The organism is Pseudomonas sp. 4CAES_32.4 (assembly GCF_058136335.1).
Map to the genome: position 1 here is coordinate 1,201,087 of NZ_CM176882.1, position 17,900 is coordinate 1,218,986.

Below are 17,900 nucleotides of genomic sequence, written 5' to 3' on the forward strand. Positions count from 1 at the left end.
GTGAACGCGGTGAAGCATGCCGTTGGCGGCTTGTTATTAGCGTAGTCAGAGATGCTGGCCGTGGCGGGCCATGATGTGCCGCACCACGCTGTAGTCCTGAAGCGAGTCACTGGATAAGTCTTTGCCGTAACCGGAGCGTTTCAGCCCGCCGTGGGGCATTTCGCTGACGAGCATGAAATGGCTGTTGATCCACGTGCAGCCGTATTGCAGACGCGCGGCGACCTGCATCGCTTTGTCCAGATTCTGTGTCCACACCGACGAGGCAAGGCCGTATTCGGAATCGTTGGCCCAGTCGACGGCCTGCGCGAGCTCGTCGAAACGGGTCACGGTGACCACCGGGCCGAATACTTCGCGCTGGACGATTTCGTCGCTCTGTTTGCAACCGGCCAGCAGGGTCGGTTGATAGTAGAAACCGGCACCGGAATGCACGGCTGCACCGGTCACGCGTTCGATGTGCGGCTGACCGAGGGCGCGCTCGACGAAACTGGCGACGCGGTCGCGCTGGCGGGTGCTGATCAGCGGGCCGATCTCGTTGTCGGCGTCACGTTTGCCCGCAAAGCGCAGGCTGCTGACAGCGGCGCCGAGTTCGGCGACCAATTTGTCGTGAATTCCGGCCTGCGCGTAGATCCGGCACGCGGCGGTGCAATCCTGCCCGGCGTTGTAGTAACCATAGGTGCGCACACCTTCGACCACGGCTTGAATGTCGGCGTCATTGCAGACGATCACCGGAGCTTTGCCGCCGAGTTCAAGGTGGGTGCGTTTCAGGGTTTTCGCGGCGGCCTGGAGGATTTTCTGTCCGGTGACGATATCGCCGGTCAGCGAGACCATGCGTACTTTGGCGTGGCCAACCAAGTGGCTGCCGACGCCTTCGCCGCCACCGCAGATGATGTTGATCACCCCGCGCGGGAGGATTTCAGCCAGTGCTGGCGCCAGGGCGAGGATCGACAGCGGAGTGTGTTCTGACGGTTTGAACACCAGCGTGTTGCCGGCGGCGAGGGCCGGAGCGATCTTCCACGCGGCCATCATGATTGGGTAATTCCACGGCGCAATCGAGGCGACCACGCCAATCGGATCGCGGCGCACCATGCTGGTGTAGCCCGGCAGGTATTCGCCGCTGAGCTGACCGGTCTGGCAACGCACGGCCCCAGCGAAGAAACGAAACACATCAACGGTCGCAGTCAGATCATCCTGACGCGCCAGGTGCAGCGGCTTGCCGCAATTCAGCGATTCGAGGCGGGCGAGGTGGTCAGCGTGCTTTTCAACGGCGTTGGCGATATCGAGCAACAGGTTCGAGCGTTGCTGCGGCGTGGTGCGCGACCATTCGGCGAAGGCGCGGTGGGCGGCGAGGATGGCGGCTTCGACTTGCTCGGTGCTGGCCTCGGCGATGTGCGTGAGGATTTCCCCGGTGGCCGGGTTGATAATCGGCTCGACGAAACCTTCCCCGGCGACCAATTCGCCATCGATCAACAACGCGGTACACATCGGGGTCTGCGCGCCAGCCATTTTCCGCGTTCTCTTTTCTTGTGTGGCCATTGTTGCTCCCTGATATCGGGAGCCGACCGTCTTATAGATGCAGCAAGACTAGTGCGCGGCTCCGAGGTCGACAAATTCTAAATACTGAAGGCTGCGTTCGATTAAATAGATGGCTTGCGCCCGCCATGAGGTTGCTCGCGTGCAACGGTCAGGAATGGATCGACCAGTGCCGGACGCGCAGTGCCACGACGCCAGGCCAAGCCGACGTCGAGGGTCTGGTTGAGGTCGGCGATGGGTCGCGCTTCGATGATGTCGCCCTCCAGTGACCATGGGCGATAAGTCATGTCCGGCTGGATCGAAACGCCCAAACCGGCGGCGACCAGGCTTCGCACGGCCTCGGTGGACGCGGTTCGCAGAGTGATCTTCGGTTGCAGCCCGGAACCGCGCCAGAAACGCTGGGCATTGCGATCCATTTCATCGACGTTGAGTTGAATCAACGGCTCGCGGGCGACGTCGGCGAGGTTGATGCTGTCGTGTTCCAGCAAAGGATGCTGGGCTGGAAGCCACAGCCGATGCGGCGAGTGGGTCAGTACTTCAGTCTGCAACGCGTGGCGATCCTCCAGATTGGAAAGGATCAACACGCCGACATCGATCTCGCCACTGACCAGCAGATGCTCGATATAGGGGCGCTCGTCTTCCATTACGCGAATTTCGACGTTGGGATAAGCGCGTTGAAATCGCGTGAGCAGATCCGCGAGGTAATAACCGGCGACCAGGCTGGTCACACCGACGATCAACTGCCCGGCGACTTGATCGGTGCTCTGCTGGAGGCTGCGCTTGGCGTTGTCCACGGTCGCGAGAATCAGGTGCGCCTGACGTAGGAATTGATGGCCCTGGTGCGTAAGAGTCATGCCCTTGGCGTGGCGGCTGAACAGGCTGACGCCGATTTCCTCTTCCAGTTGCTGGATCGCCAGGGTCAGGGTCGATTGGGAAATAAACGCGGTTTGCGCGGCGGCGGAAATCGAGCCGGTCTCGGCCACAGCGATGAAGTGTCGGATCTGACGCAAGGTCATCATGAGACAGGTACCCGGTGGGCGGTTTTTATAGATTGGCCTGAGTGTATATCTATTTTCGCGAAGGGCCTGCGCCTCCTGAGCAACATCTGGAAGCACACTCGCAGCCGGGTCACGGGCACTTTCGAACTAGGCTGGAGGCCTTATAGATCCGGATAACCCCTGTTTTGGAGGCGGAACATGAACACCCGTGGATTGCTCGATCAACTGCTCAAATCCGGCCAGGATCTGCTGCAGAACAAGGCTGGCGGAACGCAGAAAAAATCGGCTGCCGGTGGCTTGGGCGGATTGCTAGGCGGCGCTGCTGGCTCCGGTGGCCTCGGTGGCCTGTTGTCAGGCGCGGGCGGCGGTGCGTTGGCGGCTGGCGCAATGGGCCTGCTGCTCGGTAACAAGAAAGTGCGCAAGGTCGGTGGCAAAGTCGCGATCTACGGCGGGCTCGCTGCACTGGGCGTATTGGCTTACAAAGCCTATGGCAACTACAACGCTCAGAAAGGCACCGCCCCACAAGGCGAACCGCAAACCCTCGACCGTTTGCCGCCCGCACAGGTCGAGCAACACAGCCAGGCCATTCTCAAAGCACTGGTCGCTGCCGCCAAGGCCGACGGCCACATCGATGACCGCGAACGGCAATTGATCGAAGGCGAATTCACCAAACTCGACAACGATCAGGAACTGCAGCACTGGCTTCACGCCGAACTCAACAAACCCCTCGACCCCACCGACGTCGCCCGTGCCGCGAGTACGCCGGAGATGGCGGCGGAGATGTACATCGCCAGTGTGATGCTGGTGGACGAGGAGAACTTCATGGAGAAAAGCTATCTGGATGAACTGGCGCGGCAGTTGAAGCTGGAGCCGGGATTGAAGGTGGAGTTGGAGAAGCAGGTGCGGTTGGCGACTGTTTAGGATTGCATTTCAGAAAAACCGCAGTTAAGGGCTGCGGTTTTTCTTACGCGAAGGCGCCGTATTTTTAGCTGGCCGTGTTTCCGGCCCACGCCACCTTGAGGCTCGCAAAGCCCAACGCGGCAAGAGACCATGTTGTCCGCGTTTTAATGGGTTTCACTCTGCCGACTCTGCTTTTTTCAGCAAACTGTGAAGTTCGGGTTCAACCTCATTATCAGGAAGAACTTCAATGATTTTTTTTATGACTTGTGAGTATTTTTTTTCGATGGCTACGTCGGCCCAGTCTAGTTGATAGATGGCGATGATTTGCACATCTTGGTAAATCGAATTTAAGAGTAATAGCTTCAGGATTCTAATGGCAGAATCTGATCTGTCTTCACCTAACGAAACAGCACATCGCTGTTGCCAATATTCCGGCCTTGTGAGGATTTCCTCCTCTAAGCGCGCCCAGTGGGTGGGCTGAAAGTCCACGAGCACAGTTTTTGCGACGAGCTGGGTGCTGTATTCCGTCCAGTTTGAGTCTTCAGAATCTCCTATCCATGAACAAAGTTTGTCATAAATATTTTCGTGATTTGCAATCGTCATGGAGTTGCTCCTGTTGGATAGGAAGATGTCACTACACCATTCTCTTTGATTACCTGCCACTGAACTCCATCCACAATTTTCGTGTGTTCGGTGACTAATGCTCCGGGATCATCGCGCATAACCCTTCCTGGTTCCAAAGCTACTTCGTCAGTGGTTTTAAGTATCTTCGCATCACTCCATTCTTTCGGAGCGAATGTATGTCTGTTGGGTGATTTTGTAGACGACCAGCCGGTATTTCCGTCCTTTCGTTCCAGAATCATCTTGAAGTCTTTTACGCTCGTTGTTCCGTCCTTGTTTGTGCTCACGACGTTGAACTGATAATCAGGTGAGTTCATTACCCGGGGAGAGTGGCCTCCTATAGGCTTGTTTGATCCCGCGCTCCGAGTGCCGTACAGGATTTTCTCCTGCATGGCTTTTGGAATAGAGCCTGTGTAAGGCGCGATAGGGCTGCCTTCGTCGACTTTACTTTTTTCTTCAGGCCTATCTGAACGAATGGTTGTCTCTTTTTCGCCTGCGCCTGGGCAACAATTCAACCCCAACGGATCCACCCACCCGGTAGGGTTAGGCACGTACTGGTAGCTGTTCAACCCACCCGCAAGCTTGATCGGGTCTGGCGTCAAAAACCGCCCTGTCCCCGGATTGTAGTAGCGGTGTCGGTTGTAATGTAACCCGGTTTCGGCGTCGAAATACTGGCCTTGGAAACGCAGCGGATTGTCGATTTCGCCCACGTCCAGTGTGGCAACATTCCCGTAGGCCTTATATCTCGCTGACCATATGATTTCACCGCCATAGTCGGTGAGTTCCTGCGGTGTGCCAAGTTGGTCGAGCTGGTAATAGAACGGCGTGGCCTTGCGCGGGCCTTCACCATCGAGCATCACCAATGGGCGGAAGCTACCCGGTTCATAAATATAGCTGCGGTAGCGATTGTCGGCGCTTTCGGCGATCAATCGTTCGCCTTGCCAAAGGAATTCGGTGGTGTGGCCGTCGACGTTTTTTTCGATGCGACGGCCGAAGGCGTCGTACTTATAGCTAGCGATTTTGCCGTCCGGCAGGCTGGCGCCGATCAGTTGGTGCTGGCAGTCGTAACGGTATTCGGTGACGAGCTTTTGACCGGCGCCACGACGTTCGCGAACAAGGTTGCCGTAGGCGTCGTAGTCGTAGTGGCGGTCGCCTTGCATGAGCAAGCGGTTGCCTTTGACATTGGCGAGGTTGGCCACGGGCAGATCGTTCTGGCCGAGGAGATTGCCCGCCGGGTCATGGGCGAAGCTTTCCGGCATCCCACCACGGACACTGAGGAGACGATCCAGCGGATCGTAATGGTAGCTGCGGTTACCTTTGCGGCTGTCGTCGACGCCGGTGAGGTTACCGTTCGCCGCGTAGTTATAACGACGTTGAAACAGGTTTTTATCCCGCTGACTGACGCGATGGGCTTGCAGGCGACCCTGTTCATCGTATTGGTACTGGCTGAGCAGCAGACCTTGCTGGCGTTGCTGTTCGCGACCGGCGCTGAACTGGTGAGAGGTCAGGCGTGAGCCGTTGAGGTCGATGCTGCTCAGGCGTCCGCCGGGCAGATGGCGGTAATCAAGCTTGCTGCCGTCCGGCAAACGACAGTGGCTCAGTTGGCCGACGCTATCGTACTCATAACGCGTTGTGCCCCAACTCTGATGCTCGGTGATCAGCCGATCCTGCACGTCGTATTCGTAGGCGAGCGGCCAGATGCCGTCATTGACGTTTACCAGACGCCCGAGGACATCGTAGCTGTAGTGAATTTCCTCGCCATCGGGCAGGGTCTTGACCAGCAGTCGCCCAGCGGCATCACGTTGATATTTGGTGACCATTTCGCTGCCGTCGTCACCGAACTCGGTTTTCTTCAGCAGTTGGCCGTTGAGATCGTATTCATACGCGGTACGGTGTCCATCGAAACCGGTTTCCTGCTGAATCAAGCCATTGGCGAAGTAATCGAGGTGGTATCGCTCACCACGCTCGTTTTCGATGTCCGTGAGCAGCAGGCCAGCATTGTCGTAGCGATAACGTAGCTGGCTGCCGTCCGGATTGATCCGACGGCTGACGAGATGCAGGTTATCGGCGTATTCGTAACGGGTGATCCGCCCAAGTTCATCCCGTTCAGCCGTGACGCGACCGTAAGGGTTGTAACTGAAGGCCCGGGTGGCGCCGCCGGGCAGGGTGATCTGAGTCAGGCGATCAACAGCGTCCCATTGGTAATGACTGATGGCACCGAACTCGTCCTGTCGAGTGATTTGCCGGCCGAGTGCGTCGTAGCGATATTTGCGTTGTCCGCCGTCCGGCAGGCGCTCTTCCAAGAGTTGACCCAAGTTGTTCCAGATCAGTAGGTGTCGGCTGCTGTCGGGGTGCCGAATCTCCAGCAGTCGACCTTGGTGGTCGTAGCTGTAGTGGGTCTCGTTTTTTTCGGGATCGATTTGTCTGGTGATATCGCCTTGGCGATTGCGCTCGTACTTCCAATGGGCCTTGCCTCTCTCTACATTAGTGAGCTGGCCGTTGAAGTAGTTGTAATAAGTCGGTTCTCCCTCCGGAGGAAACACGGCCATCAGGCGGCCGGCGTCGCTGTACTGATATTGCGTAATGGCGCCCATCTGATCTTTTACAGCGATCAGACGACCATGATCGTCATAGGCGTTTTGAGTCTCCCCGCCATCTGGCGCGGTCTCGCTGACCAGGCGTGCATTGTCGTCATGGACAAAGACCTGCTGGCTACCGTCCGAGTTGTAAGCAGTGACCGAGCCCTTGTCATCCCACTCGTAACTTGCTTCAAGTTGCGAATAGTTGGCCCAGTGCCGAACGCAGCGGGAGCGTTTGCCTTCTCGTTCCCATTCCCAGAAGAAGCAGGCGCCACCGGCCAATTGCCGTTGCTGAATGACATGTTGATCGTTGTAAACGTAATGCTCGGTTTCGCCTGCAGCATTGGTTGCGCAGACGAGTTGGTTGTGAGCGTTGTAACGGTAGGTGACTAACGTCTGGAGCGTCAGCCATGCATCCTGACGTTCACCACGATCGTTGTACTCCGCGCGCTGTTGTTGCTGATCGACCGCCACAATGTGTCGATCGTCATAACGTAGCAGCAGGGATCGTCCTGCACCGTTATCGATGCGCTGGATACGCTCAACAAGGTCATAGCTGATATGCAGGCGATTTTCATAGGCGTCACTGATGGTTGTCAGTCGCCCGGCGCAGAAATGGTAGAAGCGTGTTTTGGGCCCGGCCTGGGTCAGAATCAGCTCGCCGGGCGCGTCGCCCAGAAAGATTGCCGCTTGCGCCAGACTATTGATGATAGCCGGACGTTGCCTTGTCGGCATCGGGAAGCGAGTTTGCCGATTTTCATTATCCGTCCAGACCACGTCTTCATTGTCGATGTGCAATCGATGTGACAGCGAGTGGCTCCAGCCATGGCCTAGACGACTGTCTGTTTCCACGGCGCTGCTGCGATAGAGTCGCGTCCATTTCAGAGGCAGCGTACCGAGGAGCTCACCGTCAGTCAGGGTCAGCAGCTCTTCCCCGGTGACCATCGAAACAGGATCATCTTTCGCGCAGGTTTTTTCGACTCGCTGCGCCGGCTGACCAGCCGGGTTTTTGGACTGTGCGGGCGCGGTATCGACCTTCTCGTCCTGGACAAGACGGGTGTCGGAGTGGGTCTTGCTCCGCACGTGATTTTGCGCATTCGGTATGACTTCCCCACTCGCGATGGGTGAAGGGGACGCCCCCGAGGTAGTCATTTTGGCTGCGGTGTGGGGCGTGGCAGTGATCGTTGCTTTGCTGCTGGTGCTCGCGATCGTTTGTCCATTCAAACGCAATGGAGCATTAGCCTGTGCATGGGCGGTAAAATGCTTTCTGCTGATATTCACCAGGCCGGCGATCAGGCTTTCAATCAATTCGAGTGCTTTATCGGCTTTTGCCATCACCGCAACGGCTTTTACGCTGCCCCGAATGGCGATGCCAAGCCCGGCGGTGAATATGATGCTCAAGATAACGTAGAGAATTTCCGTTTTTAACCTAGCCAATACTTCCGTGCGAGTTTGAGGCGGCAGCATTGATACCCTGGCCCAAGCAGCAGAGATATAAATCCACAACAACGGTTCGTCGCTGGCAATCAGCAACGCTGTCCGGCGCGCCTCTGTTGCAGCGTCATAAACTCGCTTGATTTCGTCTTTGGAAAAATATTTCTCTAGTTTTTCGACGTGCTCCAGTGGGTCGCTTACGAAGCTGTAGATATCCTTGATATCGTCCCAGATGCTTCTGATGAATCCGACGACCCCGGTTGTTTCAGCCCACAACTGTTGGAATACGCGTCCCGCCGTGGACGCACTGGAGTGTTCTTCCCAAAGGGGCTTGAACGTCTTCCATTCCTCACCGAGCCACTTGCTGGTGTCCGTAATTACGGCATCGTATGACTTGAACAGACGGGCAAGGTCATCTTCTGTGGGGTTGGGGTAAAAGGTAATCAGGTATCGCTGAGAGGGCAGGAGATCGGGAACTTCTGCAGTCCCGTTTGCACCCAGCCTGATGTCAGTGGCTGGGCCTGTAACGTTGTTTTTTGCATCAATGGGCTCCAGCCGCACAGGCGTTTCACCGATCGGCACGAAGCGTGCGGACTCAAAGCTGTGGATCAGGGTGAGCTTGCCGCTCTTAGGGCAGGCGGCGACATATTTGGCTTCGGCCTTGGAGTCGATTGACGTGGAAGTTCTGACTTCATCTCCGACTTGAAACTGCTGTTCAACACTCAGTCCTGAAAAAATCCTGGCGGTTGATTTGTACTTCGTCAGACAGGCTTGGAATTCAGCAATGATTTGTTCGGGATCAGGCTGCTCTTCAAATATCGGGGTCACGAACAGATTCATGCGGCCACCTCTTTCCTTGAGTGCGCCAACCAAAGGGAGGCGATGTTTTCTTCCATGAGTGGGTGTTTTGGATAAAGAGTTTTCAGTGCTTCACAAGTCGCTGCGCTGATAATCAAACACAGGCATTTATCGGCCTGCAAAGGGGGGCTGGAGATCCAGGCTTGTGGAGTAATCCGTTGAACCGTCACGACACCTCCTTGGTGTAGGTAACTGGGGGGGCTATCGCTGCGATTCAGATACAACTCCTGTTGTTCTCGGTTGCCCGGCTTTAATGCGAATCCAACCTGTTCGCGCGCAAGCGAAGTTTCCTATAGCCGGTAGGGCTTGGCCTCGGTTTTCCTGTTGCGAAAAGTTTCAGCACTGCCGTGCTGTCAGGTTCGCAGGATTGATGACGCTGCAAAGCGTCTTATAAATGAAACACCGCCCTCGGCTATACTCCCCGCATTTCGACTAGGCACGAGGACTCACTGTGAAGAACTGGACGTTGCGCCAACGCATTTTGGCGAGCTTTGCGGTGATTATCGCCATCATGCTGTTGATGGTTGTCGTCTCGTATTCACGGCTGTTGAAGATCGAGGCTGGCGAGCAGAGCGTGCGTCAGGACGCGGTGCCGGGTGTGTATTACAGCTCGATGATCCGCAGTGCCTGGGTCGACAGCTATATGCAGACGCAAGAGTTACTGGGCTTGAAGAGGGGGCAGGGCATCAGTGCCGAAGACGCTGCGGACTTCAAGGCTTTTGAAGCGCGTCTCGAAGAGCAGATGGGCAACTATCAAGGCACGGTCACCACCGACGAGGACAGGTCCGAGTTCGCCCTGTTCAAACAGGAAGTTCTCAACTTCAACAAGATCCAGGCGCAAGTGCTCGATCTGCACCAGCGCAATCTCGATGATGAGGCCACAAAGCTGTTCAACGAACAGCTGACCCCCGCCTGGACGGCCGGGCGCATGAAACTCAACGACATCATCCGCGAAAACAAATCGGTGGCCGACGTCGCGATGAACAACATCGATGATGCGGTGGCCGCCGCGAAAGTCAGCATGGGCGTTTCCCTGCTGGTGGCGGTGCTGGCCGCAGCGGCCTGCGGTCTGTTGTTGATGCGCGCGATCATGGCGCCGATGAATCTGATCGTGCGGATTCTCGACATCATGCGCACGGGTGACCTCAGCACTCGCCTGAATCTCGACCGCAAAGACGAGTTCGGCGCTGTCGAAACCGGCTTCAACGACATGATGACCGAGCTGACCGCACTGGTGTCCCAGGCCCAGCGCTCCTCGGTGCAAGTAACCACGTCGGTGACCGAGATCGCGGCCACCTCCAAGCAACAACAGGCCACTGCCACCGAAACCGCCGCGACCACCACCGAAATCGGCGCGACGTCCCGAGAGATCGCCGCGACGTCGCGGGATCTGGTGCGCACCATGACCGAAGTCTCCACCGCTGCCGATCAGGCTTCGGTGCTCGCCGGCTCCGGTCAGCAAGGCCTGGCTCGTATGGAAGACACCATGCATTCGGTGATGGGCGCGGCGGATCTGGTCAACGCCAAACTGGCGATCCTCAACGAGAAGGCCGGCAACATCAACCAAGTGGTGGTGACCATCGTCAAGGTCGCTGACCAGACCAACCTGCTGTCGCTCAACGCCGCAATCGAAGCCGAGAAGGCAGGTGAATATGGTCGCGGTTTTGCCGTGGTCGCCACCGAAGTGCGACGTCTGGCGGATCAGACCGCAGTCGCTACTTACGACATCGAACAAATGGTCCGCGAGATCCAGTCGGCGGTGTCCGCTGGCGTGATGGGCATGGACAAGTTCTCTGAAGAAGTGCGCCGAGGCATGTCCGAAGTGCAGCAAGTCGGCGAGCAGCTGTCGCAGATCATCCACCAAGTGCAGGCGCTGGCGCCGCGCGTGTTGATGGTCAACGAAGGCATGCAGGCTCAGGCCACTGGCGCCGAACAGATCAACCACGCGCTGGTGCAGTTGGGTGATGCCAGCAGCCAGACCGTCGAGTCGCTGCGTCAGGCCAGTTTCGCCATCGACGAACTGAGCCAGGTGGCCGTCGGGCTGCGCAGCGGCGTTTCGCGATTCAAAGTCTGATGAGCGAAATCATCGCCAAACGCAGCGCCGCACCGGTGGCGAAGCAGGCGTTGTTCCTGTTGTTTCGCATTGGCAGCGAGCGTTACGCCTTGCGCGCCACCGAAGTAGCGGAAGTGCTGCCGCGCCTGCCGTTGAAGCCGATTGCCCGTGCGCCGCAGTGGGTTGCCGGGGTGTTTGCCTATCGCGGTGCGGTGGTGCCGGTGATCGATCTCAGCGCGCTGACCTTCGGCCATCCCGCCGAGGCACGCACCAGCACGCGCCTGGTGCTGGTCAATTACCGGCCCGATGAATCGCAACCGGCGCAATGGCTGGGGCTGATTCTCGAACAGGCCACCGACACGCTGCGCTGCCATCCGCAGGATTTTCAGCGTTATGGTCTCGATAACCGTGAGGCGCCGTACCTCGGCCCGGTGCGCGAGGACGCCCAAGGCCTGGTGCAATGGGTACGGGTCAATGACTTGCTCGATGAGACGGTGCGGACTTTGCTGTTTCCCAATCCACCACGGGATCCGGCGCAGCTTGAGGCGCAGGCATGAGCAGCGATCAGCGCTTTTTCGACTTCCTCAAGGAACGTATCGGCCTCGACGTGACGTCGGTGGGCCCGGCGATCATCGAACGCGCCGTACGCCATCGCACCACGCTTTCGCAGGCGGCCCACGCCGATGAATACTGGCAGTTGCTGCAGGGCTCGCGAGATGAACAGCAGGCACTGATCGAAGCGGTGATCGTCCCCGAGACGTGGTTTTTCCGTTACCCGGAGTCCTTCGCCACCCTGGGAAAACTCGCCAGAAACCGCCTCAAAGAACTGAACAATATGCGCGCGCTGCGCATCCTCAGCCTGCCGTGTTCCACCGGCGAAGAGCCTTATTCGATTGCCATGGCTTTGCTCGACGCCGGGCTCAAGCCCCATCAATTCAAGGTCGACGGCATGGACGTCAGCCCGCTGTCGGTGGAGAAAGCGCGGCGGGCGTGGTACGGCAAGAATTCCTTTCGCGGTCAGGATCTGGAGTACCGCGAACGGCACTTCACGCCTGCGCAGGACGGTCACCGGGTCAACGACAACGTGCGTGAACAGGTGCGCTTGCAGGTCGGCAATGTGCTGGATCCGACCTTGCTGACGAGTGAGCCGGCGTTCGACTTCGTGTTCTGCCGCAACCTGCTGATCTATTTCGATCAACCTACCCAGAAGCAAGTGTTCGAGGTGCTCAAGCGCTTGACCCATTTTGACGGCGTACTGTTTATCGGCCCGGCCGAGGGCAGTCTGCTCGGGCGTTTGGGCATGCGTTCGATCGGCATCCCGCAGTCGTTTGCATTCAGCCGCCACAGTGATCCGCACCCCGAACCGCTGCCGACAGCGCAACCGGTCGCCATGCCTGCCAGCCCGCCGCCACGCAGCATGCCGTCAGCGCCGGTGCGTCAGCGTCCGTTTGCCACAGTCACGCCGATGCCGACGTCCAGCAAAGCGGCCAACCCTGACGCCGCGACCTTGTTGGCCAACATCGCCGCATTGGCCAATGAAGGCAAAAGCGCCGAGGCCCGCGCCGCGTGCGAACAGTATTTGCGCAGCCACGAGCCGGTGGCCCAGGTGTTCTACTGGCTCGGTCTGCTCAGCGATGTCGCCGGGCTGACCCTCGAAGCCCAAGGCTTCTATCGCAAGGCGTTGTACCTCGAACCGCAACACCCCGAAGCGTTGATGCACCTGGCCGCGTTGCTGCAAGCGCAGGGTGACAGCGCCGGTGCCAGACGATTGCAGGAGCGCGCCGCCCGCAGCGGCCGCACCGCCGACAGTGAGCGTAAACGATGATCCCGTCCGACACCTTGAACGTCACCCACGAAGACGCCCGGGCCATCGACGATTGCTGGAACCGCATCGGTATCCACGGCGACAAGTCCTGCCCGCTGCTCGAAGAACACATCCATTGCCGCAATTGCTCGGTGTATTCCGCCGCCGCCACGCGTCTGCTCGACCGTTATTCGCTGCAACAGGACGAGCGCGACCCGGTGGCGACTGCCGTCGAAGCCGATGTCAAAACCCGTTCGCTACTGATGTTCCGCCTCGGCGAAGAATGGCTGGGACTGGCGACGCGCAGTCTGGTGGAAGTCGCGCCGATGCAGGCGATTCACTCGTTGCCGCACCAGCGCTCGCGGGCCTTGCTCGGCGTCGCCAACGTGCGTGGCGCGCTGGTGGCGTGCCTGTCGTTGGTCGAACTGCTCGATCTGGACGCCAGCGCCGTCCCGACGGCCAGCGGGCGCATCATGCCGCGCATGTTGATCATCGCGGCCCATGGCGGGCCGGTGGTGGTGCCGGTGGACGAGGTTTACGGCATCCACGCGATCGATGAGCGAATCCTCGACGCCGCGTCGCAATCCGGTGCGCAGGCCAGCGCCAGATTCACCCGTGGCGTGTTGCAATTTCGCGGTCGCAGCCTGCGTTGGCTGGATGAAGAACAGCTGTTGTCCGCCGTGTCCCGGAGCCTGACATGACCCCCGAGCAAATGCGCGACGCCTCGCTGCTGGAGCTGTTCAGCCTCGAAGCCGAAGCCCAGACCCAAGTGCTCAGCGCCGGGCTGCTGGCGCTGGAGCGTAACCCGACCCAGGCTGATCAACTCGAATCGTGTATGCGTGCGGCGCACTCGCTCAAAGGCGCGGCGCGGATCGTGGGTATCGACAGCGGCGTCAGCGTTGCCCACGTTATGGAAGATTGTCTGGTCAGCGCGCAGGAAGGGCGCTTGCTGCTGCGGCCCGAGCACATCGATGCGTTGCTGCAAGGCACCGATTTGTTGATGCGCATCGCCACGCCGACGAATGCGCCGCAACCGGCTGACATTGACGCGTACGTGGCGTTGATGGCGCGGTTGCTCGATCCATCGTCCGCGTCGGCAGCGGTTGCCGCGCCAGTCATGGCTGAGTTGCAGCTTGAAGCACCCCGCATCGAGCCGGCGCCAGCGGCGCCTGCAATTGAGCCCCCGGTCGAGTCGCCAGAACCGGCGCCGCGCAAGAGCAAACGCACCACTGAGGGTGGCGAACGCGTCCTGCGCGTGACTGCCGAGCGCCTGAACAGCCTGCTCGATCTGTCGAGCAAATCGCTGGTGGAAACCCAGCGGCTCAAGCCGCATCTGGCAACCATGCAGCGCCTCAAACGCATGCAGAACAACGGACTGCGCGCGCTGGAAAATCTCAATGTGCACCTCAAGGAACATGCGCTGAGCCTTGAAGCAGTGGAAGCGCTTGAAGATGCGCGCCGTTTGCTCGCCGAATCCCAGCAACTGCTCAGCGAGAAAAATGCCGAACTGGACGAATTCGCCTGGCAGGCCAGCCAACGCGCCCAAGTGCTGTACGACACCGCGCTGGCTTGCCGCATGCGGCCGTTCGCTGACGTGCTCACCGGTCAGGTGCGCATGGTCCGTGACCTGGGCCGCAGTCTCGGTAAACAGGTGCGGCTGGAAATCGAAGGGGAAAAGACTCAGGTCGACCGCGACGTGCTGGAAAAGCTCGAAGCACCGCTGACGCATTTGCTGCGCAACGCGGTCGATCACGGCATCGAAACCCCGGAGCAACGCCTGCTCAAAGGTAAACCCGAAGAGGGCCTGATCCGTTTGCGCGCCTCGCACCAGGCCGGTCTGTTGGTGCTGGAGTTGAGCGATGACGGTAACGGTGTCGATCTGGAAAAGGTCCGTCGCAGCATCGTCGAACGGCAGTTATCCCCAGCCGAAACGGCTGCGCAATTGAGCGAGGAAGAACTGCTGACCTTCCTGTTTCTGCCCGGTTTCAGCCTGCGCGACACGGTCACCGAAGTCTCCGGTCGCGGCGTCGGGCTTGATGCTGTTCAACACATGGTTCGCCAATTGCGCGGTGCCGTGGAGCTGGAGCAGACGGCGGGCGAGGGCAGTCGCTTCCATCTCGAAGTGCCGCTGACGTTGTCGGTGGTGCGCAGTCTGGTGGTGGAAGTCGGCGAAGAGGCTTACGCCTTCCCGCTTGCGCACATTGAACGCATGTGTGATCTGGCCCCTGAAAATATTGTGCAGGTCGAAGGCCGCCAGCATTTCTGGCACGAAGGTCAGCATGTCGGCCTGGTCGCGGCCAGTCAGTTGCTCAACCGCCCGGCCAGCCAGAACAGCGGCGAAACCCTCAAAGTCGTGGTGATTCGTGAGCGCGATGCGATTTACGGCGTGGCGGTCGAGCGCTTCATTGGCGAGCGTACGCTGGTGGTCTTGCCACTCGACGAGCGTCTGGGCAAAGTGCAGGACATCTCCGCCGGGGCGTTACTCGACGACGGCTCGGTGGTGCTGATCGTGGATGTCGAAGACATGCTGCGTTCGGTGGACAAACTGCTCAATACCGGGCGTCTGGAACGCATCGCCCGCCACGGCAATCAGGCCGCCGAGGCCGCGCGCAAGCGGGTGCTGGTGGTCGACGACTCGCTGACCGTGCGTGAACTGCAACGCAAGCTGCTGCTCAATCGCGGCTACGACGTTGCGGTGGCGGTGGACGGCATGGACGGTTGGAACGCGCTGCGTTCGGAGGACTTTGATTTGCTGATCACCGACATCGACATGCCACGCATGGACGGCATCGAACTGGTCACGCTGTTGCGCCGTGACAACCGCCTGCAATCGCTGCCGGTGATGGTCGTGTCGTACAAGGATCGTGAAGAGGATCGCCGCCGTGGACTGGACGCCGGCGCCGACTATTATTTAGCCAAAGCCAGTTTTCATGACGACGCCCTGCTCGACGCAGTGGTCGAGCTCATCGGAGGAGCGCGGGCATGAAGATCGCAATCGTCAACGACATGCCAATGGCAGTGGAGGCGCTGCGCCGTGCGCTCGCCTTCGAGCCGGCGCATCAGGTGGTCTGGGTCGCTCGCAACGGCGCCGAGGCGGTGCAACTGTGCGCCGAAAATACCCCGGACCTGATCCTGATGGATCTGATCATGCCGGTGATGGATGGCGTCGAAGCCACGCGGCGGATCATGGCTGAAACGCCGTGCGCGATCGTGATTGTCACGGTTGATCGCCAGCAGAACGTCCATCGCGTGTTCGAAGCCATGGGCCATGGCGCTTTGGACGTGGTCGACACCCCGGCCCTCGGTGCCGGCGATGCACGGGAAGCCGCCGCGCCATTGCTGCGCAAGATCCTCAATATCGGCTGGCTGATCGGCGAGAAAACCCCGCGCTCGCGACCGGCGCCGACACCTCCGCGCAGCTCGGGCTCGCGCCAGCGACTGGTGGCGATCGGCTCCTCCGCAGGCGGGCCGGCAGCGCTGGAAGTGCTGCTCAAATGTTTGCCAAGGGATTTCTCGGCGGCAATAGTGCTGGTGCAGCATGTCGATCAGGTTTTCGCCGCCGGCATGGCCGAATGGCTGGCCAGCGCCAGCGGTCTCGATGTGCGTCTGGCCCGCGAAGGCGAGCCGCCGCAGGCCGGCGCGGTGCTGCTGGCCGGCACCAACCACCATATTCGCTTGTTGAAAAACGGCACGCTGGCTTACACCGCCGAGCCGGTCAACGAGATATATCGACCCTCCATCGACGTGTTTTTCGAAAGCGTGGTCGCCCACTGGGGTGGTGATGCAGTCGGGGTTTTATTGACCGGGATGGGACGCGACGGGGCGCAAGGGCTTAAGCTCATGCGCCAACAGGGTTACCTGACCATCGCGCAGGATCAGCAAAGCAGTGCGGTGTACGGCATGCCCAAGGCCGCTGCAGCCATTGATGCCGCCGTAGAAATTCGTCCGCTGGAAAAGATAGCGCCACGATTGCTGGAGATTTTCCCCAAATGAACAGGTTTACCCGCAATCCTGGCCCCCGCAGTACTCAGGTGACCGCCCATGAATGACTTACAGATCGACGACATTAAAACCGACGAAAACGCCGCCATGGTGTTGTTGGTGGACGATCAGGCGATGATCGGCGAAGCCGTGCGCCGTGGGCTGTCGAATGAAGAGAACATCGACTTCCACTTCTGCTCCGATCCGCATCAGGCCATTGCCCAGGCCGTGCGGATCAAGCCGACGGTGATCCTGCAGGATCTGGTGATGCCCGGTCTCGATGGCCTCAGCCTGGTGCGCGAATACCGCAATCACCCGGCGACCAAGGACATCCCGATCATCGTCCTGTCGACCAAGGAAGACCCGCTGATCAAGAGCGCGGCGTTTTCGGCCGGGGCCAACGATTATCTGGTGAAACTGCCGGACACCATCGAGCTGGTGGCGCGCATCCGCTATCACTCGCGTTCCTACATGACCCTGCTGCAGCGTGATGCCGCCTACCGTGCACTGCGCGTCAGTCAGCAGCAGTTGCTCGACACCAATCTGGTGCTGCAACGCCTGATGAACTCCGATGGCCTGACTGGATTGTCCAACCGCAGGCACTTCGACGAATACCTGGAACTGGAATGGCGCCGCTCGCTGCGCGATCAGAGCCAGTTGTCGCTGCTGATGATCGACGTCGATTACTTCAAGTCCTACAACGACAGCTTTGGTCACGTCGAGGGCGACGAAGCGCTGCGCAAAGTCGCCACGGCGATCCGCGACGCCACTGCGCGGCCGTCGGACTTGCCGGCACGCTATGGTGGTGAGGAGTTCGCTCTGGTGCTGCCGAACACCTCGCCGGGCGGCGCGCGACTGGTCGCGGAGAAACTGCGCCAGACCGTCGCCTCGTTGAAGATTGCCCACAATACGCCGGCTGAAGGGGCGAGCCTGACCATCAGCATTGGCCTGGCGACCATGGTGCCGCAGTCGGGCACGGATTGCCGCTTGCTGATTTCGGCGGCGGATCGCGGGTTGTACCTGGCCAAGAACAATGGGCGTAACCAGGTTGGGATCGAATAACCACCGCAATCCCCGTAGGAGCTGCCGCAGGCTGCGATCTTTTGATCTGTTTTAAAATCAAAGTCAAAAGATCGCAGCCT

At 59.4% G+C, this 17,900-nt stretch carries 12 protein-coding genes; 8 read left to right on the forward strand and 4 right to left on the reverse strand.

Annotated features, from left to right (window positions below; all coding sequences use genetic code 11):
* Nucleotides 1–45: 45 nt before the first annotated feature.
* Together AC3Y64_RS05270 and AC3Y64_RS05275 are read right to left on the reverse strand one after the other, a co-directional pair.
* Entirely contained in the window at nt 46–1,503 is a 1,458-nt protein-coding gene (locus tag AC3Y64_RS05270; protein WP_489987925.1) for a gamma-aminobutyraldehyde dehydrogenase, read from the reverse strand.
* A 131-nt stretch (nt 1,504–1,634) separates the two neighbouring features.
* Nucleotides 1,635–2,549 carry a LysR family transcriptional regulator gene (locus tag AC3Y64_RS05275; protein ID WP_007949637.1) on the reverse strand — a complete coding sequence of 305 codons (915 nt, stop codon included), beginning with the start codon at nt 2,547–2,549 and terminating at the stop codon, nt 1,635–1,637.
* Nucleotides 2,550–2,726: 177 nt separating this feature from the next.
* Here AC3Y64_RS05275 and AC3Y64_RS05280 point away from each other — a divergent pair, with 177 nt between their 5' ends.
* Nucleotides 2,727–3,449: a tellurite resistance TerB family protein gene (locus AC3Y64_RS05280; protein WP_489986678.1), complete on the forward strand. Its 723-nt coding sequence runs from the start codon at nt 2,727–2,729 to the stop codon at nt 3,447–3,449.
* Nucleotides 3,450–3,602: 153 nt separating this feature from the next.
* On the opposite strand, the gene AC3Y64_RS05285 is transcribed toward AC3Y64_RS05280, so the two are convergent.
* Both AC3Y64_RS05285 and AC3Y64_RS05290 read right to left on the reverse strand, forming a co-directional pair.
* The gene (locus tag AC3Y64_RS05285; RefSeq protein ID WP_489986679.1) at nt 3,603–4,031 is read right to left on the reverse strand and encodes a HEAT repeat domain-containing protein; all 429 of its coding nucleotides are present in this window, start codon (nt 4,029–4,031) and stop codon (nt 3,603–3,605) included.
* Nucleotides 4,028–8,902, reverse strand: coding sequence for an RHS repeat-associated core domain-containing protein (locus AC3Y64_RS05290; protein WP_489986680.1), 4,875 nt, complete (start codon nt 8,900–8,902; stop codon nt 4,028–4,030). Before AC3Y64_RS05290 ends, AC3Y64_RS05285 begins: the two co-directional genes overlap by 4 nt.
* Nucleotides 8,903–9,371: 469 nt before the next feature.
* On the opposite strand from AC3Y64_RS05290, the gene AC3Y64_RS05295 reads away from it, so the two are divergent.
* The 7 genes from AC3Y64_RS05295 to AC3Y64_RS05325 are packed head-to-tail and all read left to right on the forward strand — an operon-like array spanning nt 9,372 to nt 17,820.
* Nucleotides 9,372–10,994 (forward strand): methyl-accepting chemotaxis protein, encoded by a 1,623-nt coding sequence (locus AC3Y64_RS05295; protein WP_489986681.1) that lies wholly within the window; start codon nt 9,372–9,374, stop codon nt 10,992–10,994.
* On the forward strand, nt 10,994–11,530 hold the full coding sequence (locus AC3Y64_RS05300) for a chemotaxis protein CheW (RefSeq protein ID WP_489986682.1): 537 nt from the start codon (nt 10,994–10,996) through the stop codon (nt 11,528–11,530). The genes AC3Y64_RS05295 and AC3Y64_RS05300 overlap by 1 nt, the downstream gene beginning before the upstream one ends.
* Complete coding sequence (locus tag AC3Y64_RS05305; RefSeq protein WP_489986683.1) at nt 11,527–12,798, forward strand: CheR family methyltransferase; 1,272 nt, start codon at nt 11,527–11,529, stop codon at nt 12,796–12,798. The genes AC3Y64_RS05300 and AC3Y64_RS05305 overlap by 4 nt, the downstream gene beginning before the upstream one ends.
* The gene (locus AC3Y64_RS05310) at nt 12,795–13,478 is read left to right on the forward strand and encodes a chemotaxis protein CheW (protein ID WP_489986684.1); all 684 of its coding nucleotides are present in this window, start codon (nt 12,795–12,797) and stop codon (nt 13,476–13,478) included. The genes AC3Y64_RS05305 and AC3Y64_RS05310 overlap by 4 nt, the downstream gene beginning before the upstream one ends.
* The gene (locus AC3Y64_RS05315; protein ID WP_489986685.1) at nt 13,475–15,763 is read left to right on the forward strand and encodes a hybrid sensor histidine kinase/response regulator; all 2,289 of its coding nucleotides are present in this window, start codon (nt 13,475–13,477) and stop codon (nt 15,761–15,763) included. The genes AC3Y64_RS05310 and AC3Y64_RS05315 overlap by 4 nt, the downstream gene beginning before the upstream one ends.
* Nucleotides 15,760–16,770 carry a chemotaxis response regulator protein-glutamate methylesterase gene (locus AC3Y64_RS05320; RefSeq protein ID WP_489986686.1) on the forward strand — a complete coding sequence of 337 codons (1,011 nt, stop codon included), beginning with the start codon at nt 15,760–15,762 and terminating at the stop codon, nt 16,768–16,770. The genes AC3Y64_RS05315 and AC3Y64_RS05320 overlap by 4 nt, the downstream gene beginning before the upstream one ends.
* A 48-nt stretch (nt 16,771–16,818) precedes the next feature.
* Entirely contained in the window at nt 16,819–17,820 is a 1,002-nt protein-coding gene (locus AC3Y64_RS05325) for a diguanylate cyclase domain-containing protein (RefSeq protein ID WP_489986687.1), read from the forward strand.
* Nucleotides 17,821–17,900: the final 80 nt, after the last annotated feature.

Excerpts from the sequence above, each read along its gene's own strand:
- AC3Y64_RS05270 (WP_489987925.1), bottom strand. The coding sequence starts at position 1,503 with ATGGCTGGCGCGCAGACCCCGATGTGTACCGCGTTGTTGATCGATGGC.
- AC3Y64_RS05290 (WP_489986680.1), bottom strand. The coding sequence starts at position 8,902 with ATGAATCTGTTCGTGACCCCGATATTTGAAGAGCAGCCTGATCCCGAA.
- AC3Y64_RS05285 (WP_489986679.1), bottom strand. The coding sequence starts at position 4,031 with ATGACGATTGCAAATCACGAAAATATTTATGACAAACTTTGTTCATGG.
- AC3Y64_RS05320 (WP_489986686.1), top strand. The coding sequence starts at position 15,760 with ATGAAGATCGCAATCGTCAACGACATGCCAATGGCAGTGGAGGCGCTG.
- AC3Y64_RS05280 (WP_489986678.1), top strand. The coding sequence starts at position 2,727 with ATGAACACCCGTGGATTGCTCGATCAACTGCTCAAATCCGGCCAGGAT.
- AC3Y64_RS05305 (WP_489986683.1), top strand. The coding sequence starts at position 11,527 with ATGAGCAGCGATCAGCGCTTTTTCGACTTCCTCAAGGAACGTATCGGC.
- AC3Y64_RS05310 (WP_489986684.1), top strand. The coding sequence starts at position 12,795 with ATGATCCCGTCCGACACCTTGAACGTCACCCACGAAGACGCCCGGGCC.
- AC3Y64_RS05315 (WP_489986685.1), top strand. The coding sequence starts at position 13,475 with ATGACCCCCGAGCAAATGCGCGACGCCTCGCTGCTGGAGCTGTTCAGC.
- AC3Y64_RS05275 (WP_007949637.1), bottom strand. The coding sequence starts at position 2,549 with ATGATGACCTTGCGTCAGATCCGACACTTCATCGCTGTGGCCGAGACC.
- AC3Y64_RS05300 (WP_489986682.1), top strand. The coding sequence starts at position 10,994 with ATGAGCGAAATCATCGCCAAACGCAGCGCCGCACCGGTGGCGAAGCAG.
- AC3Y64_RS05325 (WP_489986687.1), top strand. The coding sequence starts at position 16,819 with ATGAATGACTTACAGATCGACGACATTAAAACCGACGAAAACGCCGCC.